Source organism: Noviherbaspirillum malthae (assembly GCF_015352985.1).
Lineage (GTDB): Bacteria > Pseudomonadota > Gammaproteobacteria > Burkholderiales > Burkholderiaceae_D > Noviherbaspirillum > Noviherbaspirillum malthae.
The window spans coordinates 1-20,586 of sequence record NZ_JACYXF010000045.1 but is presented as its reverse complement, the minus strand read 5'-3'; the positions used below and the strand labels follow the sequence as shown (position 1 = coordinate 20,586).

Sequence of the window (20,586 nt, the reverse complement as noted above, 5' to 3'; positions counted from 1 at the left end):
GATACACGGCAGCCGCAGGGAGCAAGGGCTAAGCATTGAATTTCGCTTTCCGGATGCACTGCAGGTGTGCAAATGGCTGCGACAGGGGCACCATTCCTGCGCTCAACGGCTATTTCGGCTCCGCAACGGTGCACGATTGTTCGCGCATCATGCGCTCGGCAGCGAATGCACGCGCTAGTCCGAATAATGCATGCGGCTGGCGAGTGCCGCCGCCGCCGCCCTCGTTTCCACGCCCAGTTTTTCGAAGATATGTTCCAGATGCTTGTTCACGGTGCGCGGGCTCATGCCGAGTATGTCGGCGATGTCGCGGTTGGTCTTGCCCTTGGCCAGCCATGACAGGACTTCGGTCTCGCGCGGCGTGAGCGGCGTATCGGGCAGGCGCGCAGCAGGTCGGTGAGGCTGTGCATCGAGTTCACGAAGAAGAAACATGGTTTCGCCGAATTCTGCCTGGCCGATGCGCTGGGCTTGAATCGCTCTGCCGCCGGGCAAGGTTCTCAATGCATTTCGGGACTGCTCATCCCGCAGCCATTTGACAGGTTCATCCTCTTCCCCGATCTGCGGGAACGCATGCTTCAGGAAATGGTCCGCGCGCGGGGAACACCAGGAGATGCGTCGCTGCCGGTCGAGCAGCACGATGCCCATGCCGGCGATGTCCACCGCCTGCCGTGCGAGCCGGGCGGCATTGGCATTACGCATGTGAGCTGCCAGACGCGCCAGCACTTCCGGAATCTTCACCGGCTTGACGACGTAATCGACGCCGCCGCAGGAAAACGCATGGACGATCTGCTCGGTTTCGCTGAGCCCGGTCATGAATATCACCGGCACATGCGCCCAGGCCGGCTCCTGCTTGATATGCCTGCACAGGTCGAAGCCGTTCATGTCGGGCATGATCGCATCCAGGAGTACCGCATCCGGAAGCGTCATCTCGAAGCGCTGTATTGCCTCGGCGGCATCGCGCGCCACCAGGACGGAATACCCTTCGCCATTGAGCGCGTCGCACAGCATGCTGAGCGAGGCCAGATCGTCGTCGACGACAAGGACGACACCTGCATGGACTTCATGATCGGGCATCTTCAGGCTCATCGTCGGTTTCCTTCAATAATTCCAGGATTGCATCAAAATCGAAACGCTCCACCAGCCGCTGCAGTCCGTCGAGTTCGGCTTGCAAGGAAGGCTGTTCCGCGGCGAATGCGCGCAGGCGCTGGCGCAATCCGCTGCCGTGGCCGATCCGGGCCATGTGGTACAGTTCCTGTCGCAATGCCGCCGGCAACAGGAGCAGCTTTGGCTTATGCGGTGCGCTCGAGCCTTCCTCCGGCCGGGGAAGGCCATGGGCTTCGTGCACCCACTGTATCTGCAATTCGCGCGCAAGCGTCTCCAGCAATTCCGATTCGATGACGGGCTTGGCAAGAAAGCCTTGGCATTGCGTCTCGCTCAGCATGGCCGTGCTGTTCTCGAAAAGATCCGCCGAGACGATCACGACAGGCACCCCGATGCCGGAGGCGCGAAGTGCGCGCGCAGTCTGCCAGCCGTTCATCTCGCCCATGTTCAAATCCATGAGAATGATGTCCGGCGTCATTTGCGTCAGCACTTCAAGGCACTCGCGGCCGCTTGCGGCTTCCTTCACGGAAAAGCCCAGCGGCATCAGCAGGCTGGCCAGCAGCTGGCGCTGTATGAGCTGATCGTCGACGATCAATATCGTCAGGCGAGGGCCGAGATAGCCGACGATCGCTTGCAGGTCATGCGGCGCCGTGCGTTTCTGGTCGGAACCCGCCTGGACCTCGCTCAGATGCAGGCGTACCGTGAAGATGCTTCCGCGCCCCGGTTCGCTCTGCAGCAGGAGTTCACCTCCCATGAGCTCGGTGATCAGATGGGTGATCGTCAGTCCCAGCCCGGTGCCGGATTCGCTGGAGCGCCGGCCTGCCGGTCCGCGCTCGAACGGCACGAAGATGCGTTCGTGGTCTTCCGGCGCAATGCCGATACCGGTGTCATGAACCTCGAAGCGAATGACATCATGGCGGCAATCGACGCGGAAAATGACTTCGCCCTGTTCGGTATAGCGCACCGCGTTGGCCAGGAGATTGATCAGGATCTGCCGCAGGCGCTTGGCGTCCGCGCGCACCCAGGCCGGCACCCGGCCTTGCGTCTGCAGGCTGAAGCGCAGGCCTTTGGCTTCCGCCTGCGGCTGCACCATGCGCGCCACTTGGGAAAGAAATTCCGGAAAGGGCAGGGCGGCCAGATCCAGCCGCAGTCGGCCCGCTTCGATGCGCGCCAGGTCGAGCAGCCCATCGATCAATCCGTGCATGTGCTGGCCGCTGTGATGAATGGTGTTGACCGCATCGTGCACGCCAGCCGGCAGATCGGTATGCCTGCGCAGGATTTGCGCATAACCGAGGATGCTGTTGAGCGGCGTGCGCAGTTCATGGGTGATTCCGGCAACATACCGCGTCTTGGCCTGGCTTGCCGCTTCCGCCAGTTCCTTGGCCTTCTGCAGTGAACTGTCGGTGCGCTGGTGGGCATCGATTTCCTGCTGCAGAAGCTGGTTCTGGCGTTCGGATTCATCATGCGCGATCCGACGGCTTTCATTGGCCAGCACGACCCACCAAGCGCATGCAGCGGCCACGACTGCGAGGAGGGAAAAGATCTTGATGAACAGGGTCGCCAGTCCGGCCGGCGGCGCATCGAGATTCTCGCCGACGAATACCACGCCGAGGACGAAGGCAATGACCGCGCACAGCGACAGGAAAACGGTAAAGTATTGCGCCGCACGGAAGTTGAAGGGCTTGTGACTGCTGCGGGGGAATAGCTTTCCCATCAGCCGTGATATCTGTTCCGCTGCGCGCGAACCCGATTTGCAGCGGTCGTGACAGCGTGATTCGAGCGAGCAGCACAAGGAACAGATGGAGCCGCCATATGACGGGCAGGAAGCCATGTCTGCCGCTTCGAACTGGTTGTCGCAGACAACGCAGCGCACGGTCTCGGTCGGTTTCCATGCAGGAGCGTCGACCCGTGCCAGGTAATAGCGGCCACCGGTCCACCATGCGAGCAAGGGCGAGGCCGCCACCGCGGTCATCAGGGCAAGGAAGGGAGCAAATGCGGCCGCGGCGTCGCCCCACAGGCCCAGGTGCGCGAGACAGCCGACCGTAGCGGCGAGCAGCATGGCGCCCAGCCCGACAGGATTTATGTCGTAAAGATAAGCCCGCCGGAATTCCACATGCTTAGGACTGAATCCAAGCGGCTTGTTGATGACGAGATCAGCGAGCAGGGCGCCGACCCAGGCGATCGCCACGTTGGCATACAGGCCCAGTACCTTCTCCAAGGCGCTGAACACGCCGAGCGTCATCAGCAGCATCGCAATGACGACGTTGAAGACCAGCCACACCACCCGCCCCGGATGGCTGCGCGTGAGCCGAGAAAAGAAGTTGGACCAGGCGATCGAGCCGGCATACGCATTGGTGACATTGATTTTCACCTGAGAAATGATCACGAATACCACCGTCACGGCAACGGCAAGCAGCGGCGAGGAGAACATGCGCTCGAATACGTTCAGGTAGAGCCATGTCGGCTCTGCCGCATGGGTTGCGGGAGAACCCGCATGCAGCGCGGCATAGGCGAGGAAAGCGCCGGCCAGCATCTTCAGCATGCCGGGCAGAATCCAGCCCGGTCCGGCGAGCACCACCGCCGCCCACCAGCGCAGACGGTTATGCGCCGTACGTTCCGGCATGAAGCGCAGGTAGTCCACCTGTTCGCCGATCTGCACCACCAGCGAGAATGCAACCGCTGTGGCCGCACCGAACATCAGCGGATCGAAACCGCTGCTTCCGGACTGCGATCCGGCCATGCCGGTAAAGCCGGCAAACAGTCCCGGCTCATGCAGGAACAGCCAGATGAAGGGCGCGAGCAGCAGCGCCGCCCAGAGGCCCTGGGTCCATGCCTGCAGGCGGGAGATGAAGGTAATGCCATGCAGGACCAGGGGAATGATGAGCAGCGAGGACGCGACGTAGCACCAGAAGATCGGCCAGCCGGTGGCCATCTGCAGCGCAAGCGCCATGATTGCCGCTTCCAGCGCAAAGAAGATGAAGGTGAACGACGCATAGATCAGCGAGGTGACGGTCGACCCGAGATAGCCGAAGCCTGCGCCTCGGGTCAGCAGGTCCATGTCGAGCCCGGTGCGGGCCGCATATACGGCGATGGGAAACGCGGTCAGGAAAATCACCAGGCCGACCACCAGTATGGCCCAGAGCGCATTGGAGAAGCCGTATTTCAGTGCAATGGCTGCACCAATTGCTTCCAGGGCGAGGAAGGAGATTGCACCAAGGGCGGTATTTGCCACCCGCATCTCGCTCCATTTGCGTGCGCTGTGCGGCGTGTAGCGCAGCGCGTAATCCTCCAGCGTCTCGTTTGCGACCCAGGTGTTGTAGTCGCGCCGTATGCGAAAGATCGTTTGCGGCCGAGGCTCCATCAAGCGTGTCCTTTGTATTTATCCATATGGCGCGGGTGCAAGAAGTATGCCCTTTTGCTGCGATGCAGCGTGTACGTCAATTGACGTATTTGCCGGCTACGCACCCGACAGTAATCTTCATCCCGCAGCCCGCAAGTAACGCACAGCACACCAACAACATCGCCTCAGCCTATTCACTCATCGGAGCACACCATGAAAGAAAAGAACCCGCACCCCACCGATGCAAGCGCCACACCGGCCACCGGCTTCGACATCAAGCGCCGCCGCATCCTGCAGGGCCTGGGAGCTGCATCGCTGGCCGGCCTGCCTGGCCTGTCGTTCGCGCAGCAGTTCCCCACCGCGAAGGTCAACACCACCAAGCTGGCGGTGACCGATACCGAGGTGGTGGTGGGCCAGCTGCATTCGGCAACGGGCACGATGGCGATTTCCGAGACGGGCTCGATCCAGGCCGAGCAGCTGGCGATCGACCAGATCAATGCGATGGGCGGCGTACTCGGCCGCAAGATCCGCGTCATCAAGGAGGACGGCGCCTCCGACTGGCCGACCTTCGCGGAGAAGTCCAGGAAGCTGCTGGTCAACGACCATGTGGCCGCGGTGTTCGGCTGCTGGACCTCGGCCTCGCGCAAGGCGGTGCTGCCGATCTTCGAAAAGGAAAACGGCCTGCTCTACTACCCCACCTTCTATGAAGGCCTGGAGCAGTCCAAGAACGTAATCTATACAGGTCAGGAAGCGACCCAGCAGATCATCTACGGCCTCGACTGGGGCGCGAAGGAAAAGAAAGCGAAGTCCTTCTTCCTGGTCGGTTCCGACTATATCTGGCCGCGCACCTCGATGAAGATCGCGCGCAAGCATATCGAGGGTTTCCAGAAGGGCAAGGTGGTCGGCGAAGAGTATTACCCGCTCGGCAATACCAACTTCAATTCGCTGATCAACAAGATCAAGGTCGCCAAGCCGGACTGCATCTTCGCCGCGGTGGTGGGCGGTTCCAATGTCGCGTTCTACAAGCAGCTCAAGGCCGCCGGCATCACCGGCAGCAAGCAATTCCTGCTGACGCTGTCGGTGACCGAGGATGAAATGCTGGGCGTGGGCGGCGAAAACTTCAACGGCTTCTATTCGTCGATGAAGTATTTCCAGAGCCTGGAAAACGAGAACAACAAGAAATTCGTCGCTGCATTCAAGGAAAAGTATGGCCCGAAGTCGGTCATCGGCGACGTCACCCAGGCAGGCTATCTGGGACCCTGGCTGTGGAAGGCGGCGGTGGAGAAGGCAGGCAGCTTCGATGTCGACAAGGTCGTGGCCGCTTCGCCCGACATCGAGCTCAAGAGTGCGCCGGAAGGCTACGTCAAGGTGCACAAGAACCATCATCTCTGGAGCAAATCGCGCATCGCGCAGGGCATGCCCGACGGTACCTTCAAGGTGGTTGCCGAATCGCCAAGCCTGATCGAGCCGAATCCATTTCCTGCGGGCTATCAATGAGGGGGTAGCCCGAACGGCCGGCGGTTGATGGCGCCGCCGGCCGTTCATTGCGGGACGCTCTCGTACGGGACGGTCCTGCATTCATAGCAATTCACCGAGGAAGGCAATGGAACTGTCAGACATTCTAAATATCGGCTTGATGCAGGGGTTCGCCGGACTCAGCCTGTTTTCGGTCCTTCTGCTCATGGGGCTGGGACTGGCGATCATCTTCGGCCAGATGGGCGTGATCAACATGGCGCACGGCGAATTCATGACGATCGGCGCCTATACGATCTTCATGTTTTCCACGCTGGTGGAAGCGCATGCACCCAACCTGATGGCCATGTATTTCCCCTTCGCCATCGTGGTGGCGTTCTGCCTGGCCTTCGCCGCGGGCTGGGTGGTGGAATGGGCGCTGATCCGTCATCTCTACAAGCGGCCGCTGGATACCCTGCTCGCAACCTGGGGACTGAGCCTCGCCATCCAGCAGCTGTTCCGCTCCTTCATCGGGCCCAAGGAAGTCAGCCCGACTTTGCCCGACTGGCTGATGGGATCGTGGTCGCCGAGTCCCGGACTGGACATCCCGATCAACGGCATCTTCGTGCTGGCACTGACCACCGTGGTCACCGGCCTGGTCATGCTGGCCCTGTACAAGAGCCGCTGGGGGCTGCGCGTTCGCGCCACCGTCAGCAACCGCGTCATGGCCAATGCGGTCGGCATCAATACCCGCAAGACCGACCGCCTGACCTTTGCCATCGGCTGCGGCGTGGCCGGCGTGGCAGGGGCAGCGTTCACCACCATCGGATCGACCGGCCCGACTTCCGGATCGCTCTACATCGTCGACGCCTTCCTGGTCGTGACCTTCGGCGGCGCGGCAAGCCTGCTCGGAACGGTGGCCTCGGCGTTCGGCATCGCCCAGACGCAGTCGATCACCGAGTTTTTCATGACCGGATCGATGGCCAAGGTGCTGACCCTGTCCCTGATCGTGGTGATTCTCATGATCCGTCCGCAGGGCCTGTTCGCCTCCAAGGTGCGGCGTTGATTCGACATCTTTCTACTACGACGCATGGAGCATGACGATGCAAAACATTCGTGCACGAATCTCTGACGCCCGGCTGGGCAGCGTGGTTGCGCTGGCGCTGCTGCTGCTGGTGGTGTTTCCCCTGACGCTGGATATCTTCCGCCTCAATCTCGTCGGCAAATACCTCACCTACGGTTTCGTGGCCATCGGCCTCGTCATGATCTGGGGTTACGGCGGCATTCTCAGCCTGGGGCAGGGCGTGTTCTTCGGCCTCGGCGGCTATGCAATGGCGATGTTTCTCAAGCTGGAAGCCTCCGATCCGGAAAGCACCAAGATCCAGTCCACGCCGGGCATTCCCGACTTCATGGACTGGAACCAGCTGACCGCGCTGCCGGCCTGGTGGAAGCCTTTCGAGCACCTGCCGCTGGCGCTGATCGCGGTGGTGGCGGTGCCGACCCTGCTGGCCTTTGTGATCAGCTACGCCATGTTCAAGCGCCGCGTGGGAGGCGTCTACTTCGCCATCATCACCCAGGCCGTGGCGCTGATCCTGACGGTGCTCATCATCGGCCAGCAAGGCTATACCGGCGGCGTCAACGGCATGACCGATCTGAAGACCATGCTCGGCTGGGACATCCGCACCGACTCCGCAAAGATGATCCTGTACTACGTCTGCGCGTTGCTCCTGCTGGCGAGCGTACTGCTCTGCCGCTGGATACAGGTGAGCCGCTTCGGCACCTTACTTCTGGCAATGCGCGACAAGGAAGACCGGGTCCGCTTCTCCGGTTACGACGTGGGCATGTTCAAGGTGTTCGTGTTCTGCCTCGGCGCCGCGCTGGCCGGCATCGGCGGTGCCATGTTTACCCTGCAGGTAGGCTTCATGTCCCCGTCCTTCGTCGGCATCGTGCCCTCGATCGAGATGGTCATCTTCGCTGCAGTCGGCGGCCGGATGAGCCTGGTTGGCGCGGTGGTCGGCGCGCTGCTGGTCAACTTCGGCAAGACCTATTTCTCCGAAAGCTTTCCCGACATGTGGCTCTTCCTGATGGCGGCGCTCTTCATCGGCGTGACCATGGCATTCCCGGACGGTCTGGCCGGCCTGATCGAAAACCGCGTCAAGCCCTGGCTGGCACGCCGCAAGCATGCGGCGGCCGCGCCGAGGCCGGCGGTACCGGCTTCCGAAGCTCCAGTAGCCGTCGCCAAGCCTGCACACGCGGCGCATCAGGCCGGCGAGGGCGGACCCGCACTGCCCAAAGGCATAGGCAGCCAGAACGCATGAAGGCATGAACGCAGCGGCGCAACCCTGACAAGGAAACAAGCATGAGCAATACCGACTTTGCATTGGCCGTGGAAGACCTGACGGTCTCCTTCGATGGATTCAAGGCCATCGACAAGCTGACCCTGTACGTCAATCGCGATGAAGTGCGCGTGATCATCGGCCCCAATGGCGCGGGCAAGACGACATTGCTGGACCTGATCTGCGGCAAGACCAAGGCCAGCGCCGGCAGCATCAAGTTCAAGAACGAGGAGCTGGTGGGGATGGACGAGCACCTGCGCGTGCGGCGAGGCATCGGCCGCAAGTTCCAGACGCCGTCCATCTATGAAAACCTGAGCGTCTTCAAGAACCTGGAAGTGTCCTATCCCGGCGGCCGCTCGGTGTTCGGCGCGCTCGGATTCCGCTGCACCGATGAAGTGCGTGAGCGCATCCAGGCCGTGGCCGAGGAGATCGGCCTGCAGCAGAACCTCGGCATGGAAGCCGGCCTGCTGTCGCACGGCCAGAAGCAATGGCTGGAGATCGGCATGCTGCTGATGCAGGAACCGGAACTCCTGATGCTCGACGAACCGATCGCCGGCATGAGCGCCCGCGAGCGCGAGCTGACCGCCGACCTGCTGCGCCGCATCTCGAAGAACAGGGCGGTGATCGTAATCGAACACGATATGGATTTCGTCAAGCAGATCGCCCACAAGGTGACGGTGATGCACCAGGGGAAGATCCTGGCCGAAGGAGCGATGGAAGCCGTGCAGAACGATCCGAAGGTCATCGACGTGTATCTCGGCCACTGAAATCAAGGGGGAAATCCAATGCTGAATGTCAAGGACATCTTCGTCGCCTACGGCCAGAGCCAGGCGCTGCACGGCATCTCGTTCGAGGGAAGAAAAAGCGAGACCGTCGCCATCATGGGGCGCAACGGCATGGGCAAGACCACGCTGTTCAAGAGCCTGATGGGCATCATGCCGCTCAAGTCCGGCCAGATCCAGGTGGACGGCGAGGACGTCTCGCGCGACGAGAGCTACCGGCGAGTGGCCAAGGGCATCGCCTACGTGCCGCAGGGCCGCATGATCTTCCCGACGCTGAGCGTCGAGGAAAACATCCAGACCGGGCTGGAGAATTCAGCAAGCCGCAAGGTGCCGGACGAGATCTATGCGCTGTTCCCGGTGCTGTGGGAAATGCGCCGCCGCAAGGGCGGAAACCTTTCCGGCGGCCAGCAGCAGCAGCTGGCCATTGCGCGCGCGCTGGTCACCAATCCCAAGGTGCTCCTGCTCGACGAGCCGACCGAAGGCATACAGCCCTCGATCATCAAGGACATAGCCAAGGCGCTCAATGAGATCCACAAGCTGCGCGAGATCACAATCATAGTCTCCGAGCAGGTGCTGTCCTTTGCGATGGATGTGGCCGACCGTCTGTTCGTCATCGAGGGCGGACGGCTGGTGCACGAGGTGTCGCGCGAGGAGACCGACATCGCCCATATCAAATCCTATCTCTCGGTCTGAATTCTTTCACCCTGTCTTTTCACGTCACCACATCAGCCTTCCTACAGGAGATGCAACATGCCCGATACCCTAATCAAAGTCGACCTCAAGCAATCCGCCTACGAAAACGAGCAGGTGCATAACCGCTGGCATCCGGACGTGCCCATGGCTTGCTGGGTCAACCCGGGCGACGATTTCATTCTTGAAACCTACGATTGGACCGGCGGCTTCATCCAGAACAACGACAGCGCCGACGACGTGCGCGACATCGATCTCTCGATCGTGCACTTCCTGTCCGGCCCGGTGGGCGTCAAGGGCGCCGAGCCCGGTGACCTGCTGGTGGTCGACCTGCTCGACATCGGCGCCAAGTCGGAAAGCCCCTGGGGCTTCAACGGCTTCTTCAGCAAGAAGAACGGCGGCGGTTTCCTCACCGACCATTTCCCGCTGGCGCAGAAGTCGATCTGGGATTTCAACGGCATGTTCACCCGCAGCCGCCACGTACCGGGCGTCGAGTATGCCGGCCTGATCCATCCCGGCCTGATCGGCTGCCTGCCGAGCCAGGAGATGCTCGATACCTGGAATGAACGCGAGAAGGCGCTGATCGCCACTGATCCAGACCGCGTGCCGGGACTGGCCAATCCACCGTTCGCCGCGACCGCCCATCTCGGCAAGCTGATGGGCGACGCGCGCGACAAGGCAGCGGCCGAGGGCGCGCGCACCGTGCCGCCGCGCGAGCACGGCGGCAACTGCGACATCAAGGACCTGTCGCGCGGCTCGCGCGTGTTCTTCCCGGTGTATGTGGATGGTGCCGGCCTGAGCGTGGGCGACCTGCACTTCAGCCAGGGCGACGGCGAAATTACCTTCTGCGGTGCGATCGAGATGGCCGGCTGGGTGCATATGCGGGTTGCGCTGATCAAGGGCGGCATGGCCAAGTACGGCATCAAGAACCCGATCTTCAAGCCGAGCCCGATCACGCCGAATTACAAGGACTACCTGATCTTCGAAGGCATCTCGGTGGACGAGGGCGGCAAGCAGCATTACCTCGACGTCAACGTCGCTTACCGCCAGGCCTGCCTGAATGCCATCGAGTATCTGAAGAAGTTCGGTTACAGCGGCGCCCAGGCTTATTCCATCCTCGGCACGGCGCCGGTGCAAGGCCATATCAGTGGCGTGGTGGATGTGCCGAATGCCTGCGCGACGCTATGGCTGCCGACCGAGATATTCGACTTCGACATCAACCCGACCGCGGCCGGGCCGGTCAAGATGCTCGACGGCAGCATCGACATGCCGATTTCCCAGGACGTCATTTAAGGAGGAGCGCCGCCATGCCGACCTACGACTATGTCTGCACCGATTGCGGGCCCTTCGATGCCTTGCGCAGCCTGGCGCAGCGCAACGAACCCTGCGCCTGCCCGGCCTGCGGCAAGGGTTCCGAGCGCACCTTGCTGTCGGCGCCGCGGCTGGCGGCCATGGCCGGCGGCGCCCGTGCCGCGCATGAAACCAACGAACGCGCCGCCCATGCGCCGCTGCAGTCGAAGGATTACACCGGGCGCGGCGTCCGGCGCCATCCAGCGGGTTGCGGCTGCTGTTCGCCGGGCAAGCGCGGCGCGACCGTCACCGCACCCAACGGCGCCAAGGCGTTTCCGACCAAGCGCCCCTGGATGATCAGCCATTGAACGATTAGACCATCGAATATGCGCTGACCATCGTTAATTCATCAACATCGAGGATTCACAATGCTGCATGGAGATATATCGAGCAGCCGCGACACGGTAGGCGTTGCGGTCGTCAACTACAAGATGCCGCGCCTGCATACCAAGGCCGAAGTGATCGAGAATGCGCGCAAGATCGCCGCCATGGTGGAAGGCATGAAAACCGGCCTGCCGGGCCTGGACCTGGTGATCTTCCCGGAGTACAGTACGCACGGCATCATGTACGACCACCAGGAAATGTATGCGACCGCTTCCACCATCCCGGGCGCCGAAACCGAAATCTTTGCCGAAGCCTGCCGCAAGGCCAAGGTCTGGGGCGTGTTTTCGCTGACCGGCGAACAGCACGAGGAGCATCCGAACAAGGCGCCGTACAACACCCTGATCCTGATGAACGACCGCGGCGAGATCGTGCAGAAGTACCGCAAGATCATGCCCTGGGTGCCGATCGAGGGCTGGTATCCAGGCAACTGCACCTATGTCTCGGAAGGCCCGAAGGGCCTGAAGATCAGCCTGATCATCTGCGACGACGGCAACTATCCGGAAATCTGGCGCGACTGTGCGATGAAAGGTGCCGAGCTGATCGTGCGCTGCCAGGGCTACATGTACCCGGCTAAGGACCAGCAGGTGCTGATGGCCAAGGCCATGGCATGGGCCAACAACTGCTATGTCGCCGTGGCCAACGCCACCGGCTGGGACGGCGTGTACTCCTACTTCGGCCACTCCGCCATCATCGGCTTCGACGGCCGCACCCTCGGCGAATGCGGCGAGGAAGAGCATGGCGTGCAGTATGCCGCGCTGAGCAAGAGCCTGATACGCGACTTCCGCAAGAACGGCCAGTCGGAAAACCATCTGTTCAAGCTGCTGCATCGCGGCTATACCGGCAAGATCAATTCGCGCGAAGGCGACAAGGGCGTGGCCGCCTGTCCGTACGAGTTCTACGGCAAGTGGATCAACGATCCCGAGGGCACGCAAAAGATGGTGGAAGCATTGACGCGCTCGACGGTCGGAACCGAAGAGTGTCCGATTCCCGGCATTCCCAATCCCGAGACGGTAACGCATAAATGACCCGGGCGACCGCCTATCTGCAATCCCATCCCCTGGCGGACTGGCTGATACGGGAAGAGCCCCGGTATCAGCCGGTCGGCGACGAAGTGCAGGCCTTCGAAGCGGCCCACGCACACCGTTTGCCGCTCCTGCTCAAGGGGCCGACAGGATGCGGAAAGACCCGCTTCGTCGAATACATGGCGTGGCGCCTCGGCAAGCCGCTGATCACCGTCGCCTGCCATGACGACCTGACCGCGCATGATCTGACCGGGCGCTGGCTGCTCGATGCCGAAGGCACCCGATGGAGCGACGGGCCGCTTGCGCTCGCGGCCCGGTACGGCGCCATCTGCTATCTCGACGAAGTGTTCGAGGCCAGGGCCGATACCATCGTCGCCTTGCATCCGCTGGCTGACGCAAGGCGCATTCTTCCGCTGGAAAAGCGCGGCGAGGTCGTACGCGCACATCCCGACTTCCATCTGGTCGCGTCCTTCAATCCGGGCTACCAGAGGATGGAAAAGGCGCTCAAGCCGTCCACCCGCCAGCGCTTCACGGCGCTTGCATTCGATTATCCGGACCAGGCCGCCGAAAGCCGTATCATTTCTTTGGAGGCAGGCATAGAGGAAAACATCGCAAAGCAATTGGCCGCGATCGGCAGCCGCACACGGCGCCTTGCCGGCCAGGGGCTGGAGGAAGGCGCATCCACGCGGATGCTGATTCATGCCGCCACACTGGTGAAGGCGGGCTTGCCCATCAGGTCCGCGTGCATGCAGGCAATCGTCGATCCCTTGTCGGAGGATGCGGCGCTGCTTGACGCACTGCGCGAGATCGTCAATGTCTCGCTGTATTGATTTGTCCTTCTTGAGGACCGCATGCAGGAAACGATGCAAAGCGCCCGTCTGCTGATGCATGCGCTTTGGGGAACGGCATTGCATGTCGTTGCGATGAAGGCGGCCGACGATGCGGCTGCGGCCCCGGTCTCGTCCATGCCGGCGCGGCCGGTGCTTGATCGGCAGGCGGCGTTGTCGCCGACCTTGCATCTCCCGTCTGTCAAAGACACGGGCCGGGGTGCCCGGTACAGGGCTATCCATGCGGCGGCCGCGCATGCCGTTGCGCATCTGCATTTCAGTTCCGGCTCACCCGACGATGCGGCAATCAAGCCGCTGCACCAGGCTATCCTGGGAGTCTTCGAGGATACGCGCGTCGAACACCTCGCCATGGAGGCACTGCCGGGACTGCGCCGGCTCTGGCAGCCATTTCACGATGAACTGGCAACGGACGATGCGACGCTCGATGCGCTGTTTCGGCGCCTGGCATGCGCACTCTTCGATCCAATGCGAAAAGATGACCATCCATGGGTGCAAAAGGGAAGGCGCCTTTACAGCAGCGCATGCGGTGCGGGCTGGCAGGAAATGCGCAGGGCCGCATCGATCCTAGCCAACGATATCGGGCAGATGCGCATGCGCTACGATGCCGGCACCTGCCAAGTGCAGCCGGCTTATCGCGATGATAACACCCACCTCTGGCGCATGCCGGAAGGCAAGGCCATCGCATCGCCGCAGGACATCGATCAGGCGGCATCGGGCAAGGAGGCGTCAGACAGTTTCGGCGCCGGCAGTCCAATGGAAAGCGAAGCACGTGAAATGCGTCCGCTCGGCACAGTACCGGAATGGGACCGCCTGATTTCGCGTCACCGGCCCGACTGGTGCGGATTGTTCGAGATGCGGCCGCAGGAAGGCAATCCTGCCATGATCTCGGAACAGCTTGAGAGACATGCGGCCTGGATTCGGGCAATGGCAATTCGTATCCGCCGCCGGACGGCGTTGCGCACGAAGCCCATGCGTGGAAATGCAGGAGGCGACTTCGATGAAGCGGCGCTCGTTGACGCCGCAATAGCGCTGCGTGCCGGAGGCTCGCCGAGAACCGACATCCATCTCGACGCGGCAATGGTGCCCACGCGCCGCCACGTCGTGTTCATTCTGGATGCGTCGGTCTCCACCGGCTGCGCATGCCCGTCATGGCTTGGCCTGTCGGACTGTCGCCTGCTTGACGGCATGGCCTTGGCGACGGTACTGGCCGGCGCCGCGTTCGAGCGCGCCGGGCATGATTGCACCATCCTGGCGTTCAGCTCGAATACGCGCCGCTGCGTGCGCATTCATCCGATTAAGAATGAGGGCGAACCGGCGACTTCTCCGACGACCTTGGCGCGCCTGGCCGGCTTGGCGGCGGAATGGTCTACCCGGAGCGGCGCCGCAGTTCGCCATGCGACGCGTTTGATGCATGGCGTTCCCGGCGCCCTGGTTGTTCTTGTTACTGACGGCAGACCGCATGATGTTGACATCCACGATCCGCGCTACTTGCTGGAAGATCTGCAGCATGCGGAACAGGAAGCGCGGAGACAGGGAGTGCAGGTGCTGAACCTCGAATTGACGACCGGTAACGATGCCAGGATGACCGGGCAGCGCAGCCCGAATCCGCCATGCATGCAAGTGTCGAATCTTTCCATGCTGGCAGAAGCCTTGCTCCGGCCGTTCCGGTAATGGCTCGTTCGTTATTTCGATGAACGCAACCTCAAGCCGGCATCGCCCGCTTCATTCACGCTGATCGCTTCCGCCTTTTCAAGAAAGATCTTGATCCATCGAAGGCGTGCCGAGGCTTGATTCCAGATCAAGCCGAGGCGCCGCACGTATGCATGGTCTCCGATCGGCATCTTCTTCAGGGAAAGACCTTCCGGCCAGGGCGGCGCCCACTCCGGCACCAGCGACACGCCCAGACCACGGTCGACAAGCAGCGCTATGGCGGTCAATGACGTGAGCTCGAACCGGTCCTGCGTTTGAATGCCGGCGTTGCGCAGGTAGCGGTCGGCAATGCGCCCGCCCACGGCATTGCGGTCATAGCGGATGAACGGCGCCGCCTTCAACGCCTCGATCGGGTCGTGCGTGGCCAGGGTGGACGGCGCCAGTACGATCAGGGGTTCCTGGCGCAGCGTGGTCCAGCCGCAGGTTTTCGGAATCGCAAACTCCGGCTGAACGATCACGGCGGCATCGAGTTCGCTGGCCATCACCTGCGGATACAGCGATTCCGAGGTGCCCGGCGCGACGTAGATCGAGAGAAGCGGATAAGACTTTGAAAGCGCGGCGAAGACATCCGGGAGCAGGCCGTTCAGTGCGGTGGCAATTGCGCCCAGACGCAATTCGCCGGCACCGGTCTGGTCATTGGCGATGGCCTTCAGATCCCTCGCATTGTGCAAAAGCTGCCTGGCCTGGTCGATGATATTGAAGCCCGCTTCGGTGGGCTTGACCGTTCTGCCCGAGCGCACCAGAAGCTGCGTTCCCATGTCGCGTTCAAGCGCATGAATGCGCTGGGCCACCGCAGCCGGCGTGAGATTCAGGCGGCGAGCGGCCTCCGCGATCGAGCCATGTTCGATGACCGTGACATAGCTTTCCAGAAAACGCGTGTCCATGAAAACATTTTCTATCTTTTGAAGAAAGAATTATATAGTTTTTCTCGGCTTTCAAAAATTCTATACTTGGCGCTGTCATTTCAGGCCTTCCTCGTGTTTCTCAATATGTCTGCATCAACTCTCCGGCAAGCAGCTGTCCCCTTCATCCGCAGCAAGTTGTTCGTGCCGGGATCGCGTCCCGAACTGTTCGGCAAGGCGCTGCAAAGCGACGCCGATGCGATCTCCATCGATCTGGAAGATGCGGTGCAGGAAACGCAGAAAGGACAGGCAAGGGAAGCGGTAAGGGCATTCCTGGCCAGCCCCGATTTTTCCGGCAATGGCAAAACCGTGATCGTGCGGGTCAACGGACTCGACACGCCGCATTTCGAGAACGATGTCGATGCCTGCCTGTACCCTGGAACCGGCATCATCAACGTGCCCAAGCTTGAATCGGCAGAGGATGTGCGGCGTGCTGCTGCAGTGCTTGCCCGCGTTGAAAAAAAGCGCGGCATCGACAGCCCGGTGCGCATCCTGGCCAACATCGAGTCGCCCAAGGGATTGCGGCTGGCGGCGGAAATAGCCGCTGCGGATGAGCGCATCATCGGGCTCCAGCTCGGATTCGCCGACTTGCTCGAACCCCTTGGTATCGACCGCGCCAATGAGAAGGCCATCCAGACGATTCAGCTCATGGTGCGCTTGTCGGCAGGCGAAGCCGGCGTGGCTGCGTATGACGCAGCCTACGGCGATATCAGGAATGCAGACGGATTCCGCAGCGAAGCCTTGGCGGCAATGAGCCTCGGCTTTGCGGGCAAGACCTGCATCCATCCCAGCCAGATAGCCGCTGCGAATGAGGTATTCCAGCCGAGCGACAAGCAGATCGCCGATGCGCTCCAGGTCACCGCTGCCTGGCGTCAGGCGCAGCTGCACGGAGTCGGTGCGATCGCCGTGAACGGCAAGATGATCGACGCACCCTTTGCAATGCGGGCGCAAGCCATCGTGGACATGGCCCAGCGCCTCGGGCGCATTTCGGCAGCAAGCGGCACTTGATACTGACAATAGGAAAAACCATGAACACACTGGATGGCAGCGCGGCGCAGACGAGTCAGGAAGGTCGCGAAGAGGGAACGCTGTCGGGAATCAAGGTGCTCGATCTGAGCGGCTATATTGCCGGGCCGTATGGATGCAGCCTGCTGGCCGATCTTGGCGCGGAAGTCATCAAGGTCGAGCCGCCGCAGGGCGATACCTTGCACAAGTATCCTTCCACCCTGAAGCAGGAGGGACGCGCCTTCCTCGGCGTCAATCGAAGCAAGCGCGGCATCGTAATCGACCTCAAGCAGCCGGAAGGGCTTGCCGTGCTGGAACGTCTTGTCGCATCCGCCGACGTGTTCGTGCACAACTTCCGCCCCTCGGTGCCGCCGCGCCTCGGGATCGACTATGCCCGCCTGAGTGAAATCAATCCGCGCCTCGTCTATTGCGCCATCACGGGTTATGGCGAAACCGGTCCGCTGAAGGACAAGGCGGGCTACGACCAGGTGCTGCAAAGCATGACCGGCATCTGCACGTTTCAGGGGATGGGCAGGGACAAGCCGGAAATCGCCTACGGCTCCATCGTCGACTATTACGCGGCATCGATGCTGGCGTTCAGCGTGTCGGCGGCCCTGTACAAGCGCGAAAAAACGGGCAAAGGCCAGTCGATCGGTGTATCCCTGCTCAGAAGCGCGCTGACCATGCAGTCGGCCCGCTTCATCTGGGCGGAAGGCGAGCCGAAGGAGATCGACCGCGACATGCGTTCCGGCGGCATCACCGGCATCCATCCGACTCGCGATGGCTATCTGTACATCTCCGCCAATACGCCGCATTTCTGGAAAGACCTGTGCGAGCTGACCGGATTGGGCGCACTTGCCGCAGATCCCCGCTACGACACCGTGCGCAAGCGCGCGCAGGCTGCCGACGAGATCATTCCCCAGCTCCATGCCGCATTGCAGATGCGCAGCGCATTGGAGTGGGAAGAGCTTTTCGGTGAGCGCGTGCCGTGCGCCGCAGTGCGTTCGATCGAGGACATGTTCACCCATCCGCAAGTCGAGGCGGAAGGCATCGTCGAGCAATTCGAGCATCCGCTGGTCGGCCGATACAAGGGCATGGGCAGGCCGGTAACGTTCAGCGACACGGCAGGTCCCGCCCCGTTTGCCGCGCCTGCGCTCGGACAGCATTCGGAAGAAATCCTGCTGCAGCACGGCTACTCCGACGCGGAGGTCGAGCGCCTGAAGGAACTCAAGGTCATCGTTCCGGCGTCGCAGCAGTAATGCCGGGCGGGGTCCGGACTGCATGCAGCATGCAATAACACCATAGGAAGCATAGGAAATTGAATATGACAGGTAACAAACGCTGGACGCAGCGTCCGCCTGGATCCAACTGGGGCGACTTCGGAGAAAACGACCAGCTCGGCCGGCTCAACCTGATCGGCCGCCAGGAGCGGTTGGCTGCGATACGGGAAGTCCATGAAGGCATCACCTTTTCGCTCAGCCTGCCGCTGGATGTGCCGCGTCAGCCGGTCCTCAATCCCCGCCGACGGCCGCCGTACCTGGAGCCGGCGATGCAAAACGGCGCTCCGTACTTCAACTATCCGCTTGGCAAAATATTGCCCGGCGCGACCGACGTCATCAGCGATGACCGCGTCACGATCTCGCCGCAATACTCGACACAGTGGGATGCGCTCGGCCATGTCGGTTCGCTGTTCGATGCCGATGGGGACGGCGTCGCCGAAGCGGTGGGCTACAACGGCTTTGCGGTCGCGCAGGGAGAAGTGGCATCGCTGGACGACTATCACGGCGCGCAGGCATTGTCGGTGGCCGCTTCCGCTCAGCACGGCGTGCAGGGCAGGGGAGTGCTGGTCGACTTGTGCCATCACTTCGGCACCGAACGCAGGCATATCGGTTACGCCGATCTGATGAAGGCTATCGAAGCGGACCGGGTGGAAGTGCGCCGCGGCGACATCCTCTGTCTGCATACCGGATTCGCCCGGCTCGCCGCGACCCTGACACCGGGAGAAGACCATCAGACGCTTCGCTCGAGCTGTGCCGTACTCGACGGAACCGATGCAGAGCTGCTGGAATGGATAGCTGCTTCGAACATTGCCGCGATTGCGGCCGACAATTATGCCGTCGAAGAGCGGCGCCAGGCGCTTCCGGAAGGGCAGACCGGACCGCTCCTGCCCTTGCACGAGCATTGCCTTTTCAAGCTCGGCATTCCGCTCGGGGAGATGTGGTACCTGTCGGACCTGGCAGGCTGGCTGCGCCGGCATGGCCGTCATGCGTTTCTTCTGACTGCGCCGCCGCTGCACCTGCCGGGCGCCGTCGGTTCACCCGCCAATCCGATCGCCACGGTCTGAATTCATTTATTTCCAATACAACTAACTATACGAGGAGTCATCATGTCAGTGTTAAAGAAACTGGTTGCCGCGCTTGTCATTGCGAGCGCTCCCGTGGCAGCCTTCTCCCAGGCCTATCCGTCGAAAGTGATCCGCGTGGTGGTGCCTTATTCTCCGGGCGGCGGTGCGGACAACGCGGCGCGCATTCTCGCTCCGCGCCTGTCCCAGCAGATGGGGCAGCAGGTCATCATCGAGAATCGCGCAGGCGGCAGCGGCAGCATCGGCGCCAACGCCGTGGCACAGGCCGATCCGGACGGCTACACCGTTCTGTACGATGCATCCTCCTTCTCGGTGAACCCGGCGCTGCGCAAGCTGCCCTTCGATGCGAAGAAGGATCTGGTTCCCGTATCGCTGGCCGTTACCGTTCCCAACATCCTCGTGGTGCCGCCGAATGCACCGTACAAGAATGTTTCCGAATTCATCGAACAGGCACGCAAGAAGCCCGGCGTGATGACCTATGCATCCTACGGCCCCGGCAGCGCAGCGCACCTAATCGGCGAGCTGCTCAAGAACCAGGCCAAGATCGACATGCTGCATGTGCCTTACAAGGGCGGTGCACCGGCACTGATGGATGTGATGGGCGGACAGGTGGATTCGTATTTTTCGAATGCGGCCTCCGGCATGAACTACGTGAAGTCGGGCAGGCTGCGCGCCCTCGCGGTGACCTCCTCCAAGCGCATGGCGGCGCTTCCCGACGTGCCGACACTGGCCGAAAGCGGATTCAAGAACTTCGAAGTCCTGGAATGGAACGGCTTCTTCGTGCCTAAGGGTACGCCGCCCGACATCGTGGCGCGCCTCAACAAGGAAGTCGTGGCGGCGCTCAAGGACCCGGCCACCCGCTCGAAGCTGCAAGGACTCGGCCTCGATCCGGTAGGAAGCTCCGCGGACGAATTCTCGAAGTTCCTCGGCAACGAAATGAGCCGCTGGGCAGCGCTTGTCAAGAGCAACAACATCACGACCGAATGAGGGCCCAGGCTGTCCGGCATGTTGTCTGATGTTTTGCACGGCTGTTGATTGCTGAAGTCAAAAACCCGCTCTCGCGGGTTTTTGCGTTCCTTCTGCATTGTTCAAAATGCAGGTCTGGCAGCCGAGATCAACTCAATCACCAGACTCGTATTCAATATTGCTTATAAAAACAAGGTCTAGACATGAGTACATTCATCCGTAACCCCAAGGACTTCTGGTCAGGGGCCATCTTCATAGGCTTCGGCCTGGCCGCCGTGCTGATCGGCCAGGAGTATTCCATGGGCACCGCCGGCCGCATGGGTCCGGGCTACTTCCCCA

General features: G+C 61.8%; 17 protein-coding genes. 14 read left to right on the top strand and 3 right to left on the bottom strand.

Annotation, left to right across the window (positions count from 1 at the left end; all coding sequences use genetic code 11):
• Positions 1 to 174: 174 nt before the first annotated feature.
• Both IGW03_RS27710 and IGW03_RS27705 read right to left on the bottom strand, forming a co-directional pair.
• On the bottom strand, positions 175 to 1,083 hold the full coding sequence (locus tag IGW03_RS27710) for a response regulator transcription factor (protein ID WP_194725756.1): 909 nt from the start codon (positions 1,081 to 1,083) through the stop codon (positions 175 to 177).
• On the bottom strand, positions 1,058 to 4,459 hold the full coding sequence (locus tag IGW03_RS27705) for a hybrid sensor histidine kinase/response regulator (protein ID WP_194725755.1): 3,402 nt from the start codon (positions 4,457 to 4,459) through the stop codon (positions 1,058 to 1,060). Before IGW03_RS27705 ends, IGW03_RS27710 begins: the two co-directional genes overlap by 26 nt.
• 192 nt (positions 4,460 to 4,651) lie before the next feature.
• On the opposite strand from IGW03_RS27705, the gene urtA reads away from it, so the two are divergent.
• From urtA to IGW03_RS27655, 10 genes are all read left to right on the top strand, one after another.
• Positions 4,652 to 5,935, top strand: coding sequence for an urea ABC transporter substrate-binding protein (gene urtA / locus IGW03_RS27700; RefSeq protein ID WP_194725754.1), 1,284 nt, complete (start codon positions 4,652 to 4,654; stop codon positions 5,933 to 5,935).
• A gap of 106 nt (positions 5,936 to 6,041) precedes the next feature.
• Complete coding sequence (urtB, locus tag IGW03_RS27695; RefSeq protein ID WP_194725753.1) at positions 6,042 to 6,956, top strand: urea ABC transporter permease subunit UrtB; 915 nt, start codon at positions 6,042 to 6,044, stop codon at positions 6,954 to 6,956.
• A 37-nt stretch (positions 6,957 to 6,993) separates the two neighbouring features.
• Positions 6,994 to 8,208 (top strand): urea ABC transporter permease subunit UrtC, encoded by a 1,215-nt coding sequence (urtC, locus tag IGW03_RS27690; protein ID WP_194725752.1) that lies wholly within the window; start codon positions 6,994 to 6,996, stop codon positions 8,206 to 8,208.
• A 41-nt stretch (positions 8,209 to 8,249) separates the two neighbouring features.
• Entirely contained in the window at positions 8,250 to 8,993 is a 744-nt protein-coding gene (urtD, locus tag IGW03_RS27685; protein WP_194725751.1) for an urea ABC transporter ATP-binding protein UrtD, read from the top strand.
• A gap of 18 nt (positions 8,994 to 9,011) precedes the next feature.
• The gene (gene urtE, locus IGW03_RS27680) at positions 9,012 to 9,701 is read left to right on the top strand and encodes an urea ABC transporter ATP-binding subunit UrtE (RefSeq protein ID WP_194725750.1); all 690 of its coding nucleotides are present in this window, start codon (positions 9,012 to 9,014) and stop codon (positions 9,699 to 9,701) included.
• A 57-nt stretch (positions 9,702 to 9,758) separates the two neighbouring features.
• Entirely contained in the window at positions 9,759 to 10,991 is a 1,233-nt protein-coding gene (gene fmdA / locus IGW03_RS27675; RefSeq protein WP_194725749.1) for a formamidase, read from the top strand.
• A 14-nt stretch (positions 10,992 to 11,005) separates the two neighbouring features.
• Positions 11,006 to 11,356: an FmdB family zinc ribbon protein gene (locus IGW03_RS27670; protein WP_194725748.1), complete on the top strand. Its 351-nt coding sequence runs from the start codon at positions 11,006 to 11,008 to the stop codon at positions 11,354 to 11,356.
• 60 nt (positions 11,357 to 11,416) lie between these two features.
• Positions 11,417 to 12,457 carry an aliphatic amidase gene (locus IGW03_RS27665; RefSeq protein ID WP_194725747.1) on the top strand — a complete coding sequence of 347 codons (1,041 nt, stop codon included), beginning with the start codon at positions 11,417 to 11,419 and terminating at the stop codon, positions 12,455 to 12,457.
• The gene (locus tag IGW03_RS27660; RefSeq protein WP_194725746.1) at positions 12,454 to 13,284 is read left to right on the top strand and encodes a CbbQ/NirQ/NorQ/GpvN family protein; all 831 of its coding nucleotides are present in this window, start codon (positions 12,454 to 12,456) and stop codon (positions 13,282 to 13,284) included. Before IGW03_RS27665 ends, IGW03_RS27660 begins: the two co-directional genes overlap by 4 nt.
• 33 nt (positions 13,285 to 13,317) lie before the next feature.
• The gene (locus tag IGW03_RS27655) at positions 13,318 to 14,973 is read left to right on the top strand and encodes a nitric oxide reductase activation protein NorD (RefSeq protein ID WP_194725745.1); all 1,656 of its coding nucleotides are present in this window, start codon (positions 13,318 to 13,320) and stop codon (positions 14,971 to 14,973) included.
• A gap of 11 nt (positions 14,974 to 14,984) precedes the next feature.
• On the opposite strand, the gene IGW03_RS27650 is transcribed toward IGW03_RS27655, so the two are convergent.
• Positions 14,985 to 15,896, bottom strand: coding sequence for a LysR family transcriptional regulator (locus IGW03_RS27650; protein WP_194725744.1), 912 nt, complete (start codon positions 15,894 to 15,896; stop codon positions 14,985 to 14,987).
• 105 nt (positions 15,897 to 16,001) lie between these two features.
• Here IGW03_RS27650 and IGW03_RS27645 point away from each other — a divergent pair, with 105 nt between their 5' ends.
• The 4 genes from IGW03_RS27645 (at position 16,002) to IGW03_RS27630 (ending at position 20,268) form a co-directional block, all read left to right on the top strand.
• Positions 16,002 to 16,922, top strand: a complete 921-nt coding sequence (locus tag IGW03_RS27645; RefSeq protein WP_228536134.1) for an HpcH/HpaI aldolase/citrate lyase family protein — start codon at positions 16,002 to 16,004, stop codon at positions 16,920 to 16,922.
• A 20-nt stretch (positions 16,923 to 16,942) separates the two neighbouring features.
• Positions 16,943 to 18,178, top strand: a complete 1,236-nt coding sequence (locus IGW03_RS27640; protein WP_194725743.1) for a CaiB/BaiF CoA transferase family protein — start codon at positions 16,943 to 16,945, stop codon at positions 18,176 to 18,178.
• A gap of 65 nt (positions 18,179 to 18,243) precedes the next feature.
• On the top strand, positions 18,244 to 19,263 hold the full coding sequence (locus IGW03_RS27635) for a cyclase family protein (protein WP_194725742.1): 1,020 nt from the start codon (positions 18,244 to 18,246) through the stop codon (positions 19,261 to 19,263).
• A 42-nt stretch (positions 19,264 to 19,305) separates the two neighbouring features.
• Complete coding sequence (locus IGW03_RS27630) at positions 19,306 to 20,268, top strand: Bug family tripartite tricarboxylate transporter substrate binding protein (protein ID WP_194725741.1); 963 nt, start codon at positions 19,306 to 19,308, stop codon at positions 20,266 to 20,268.
• The last annotated feature ends 318 nt before the right edge of the window (positions 20,269 to 20,586 follow it).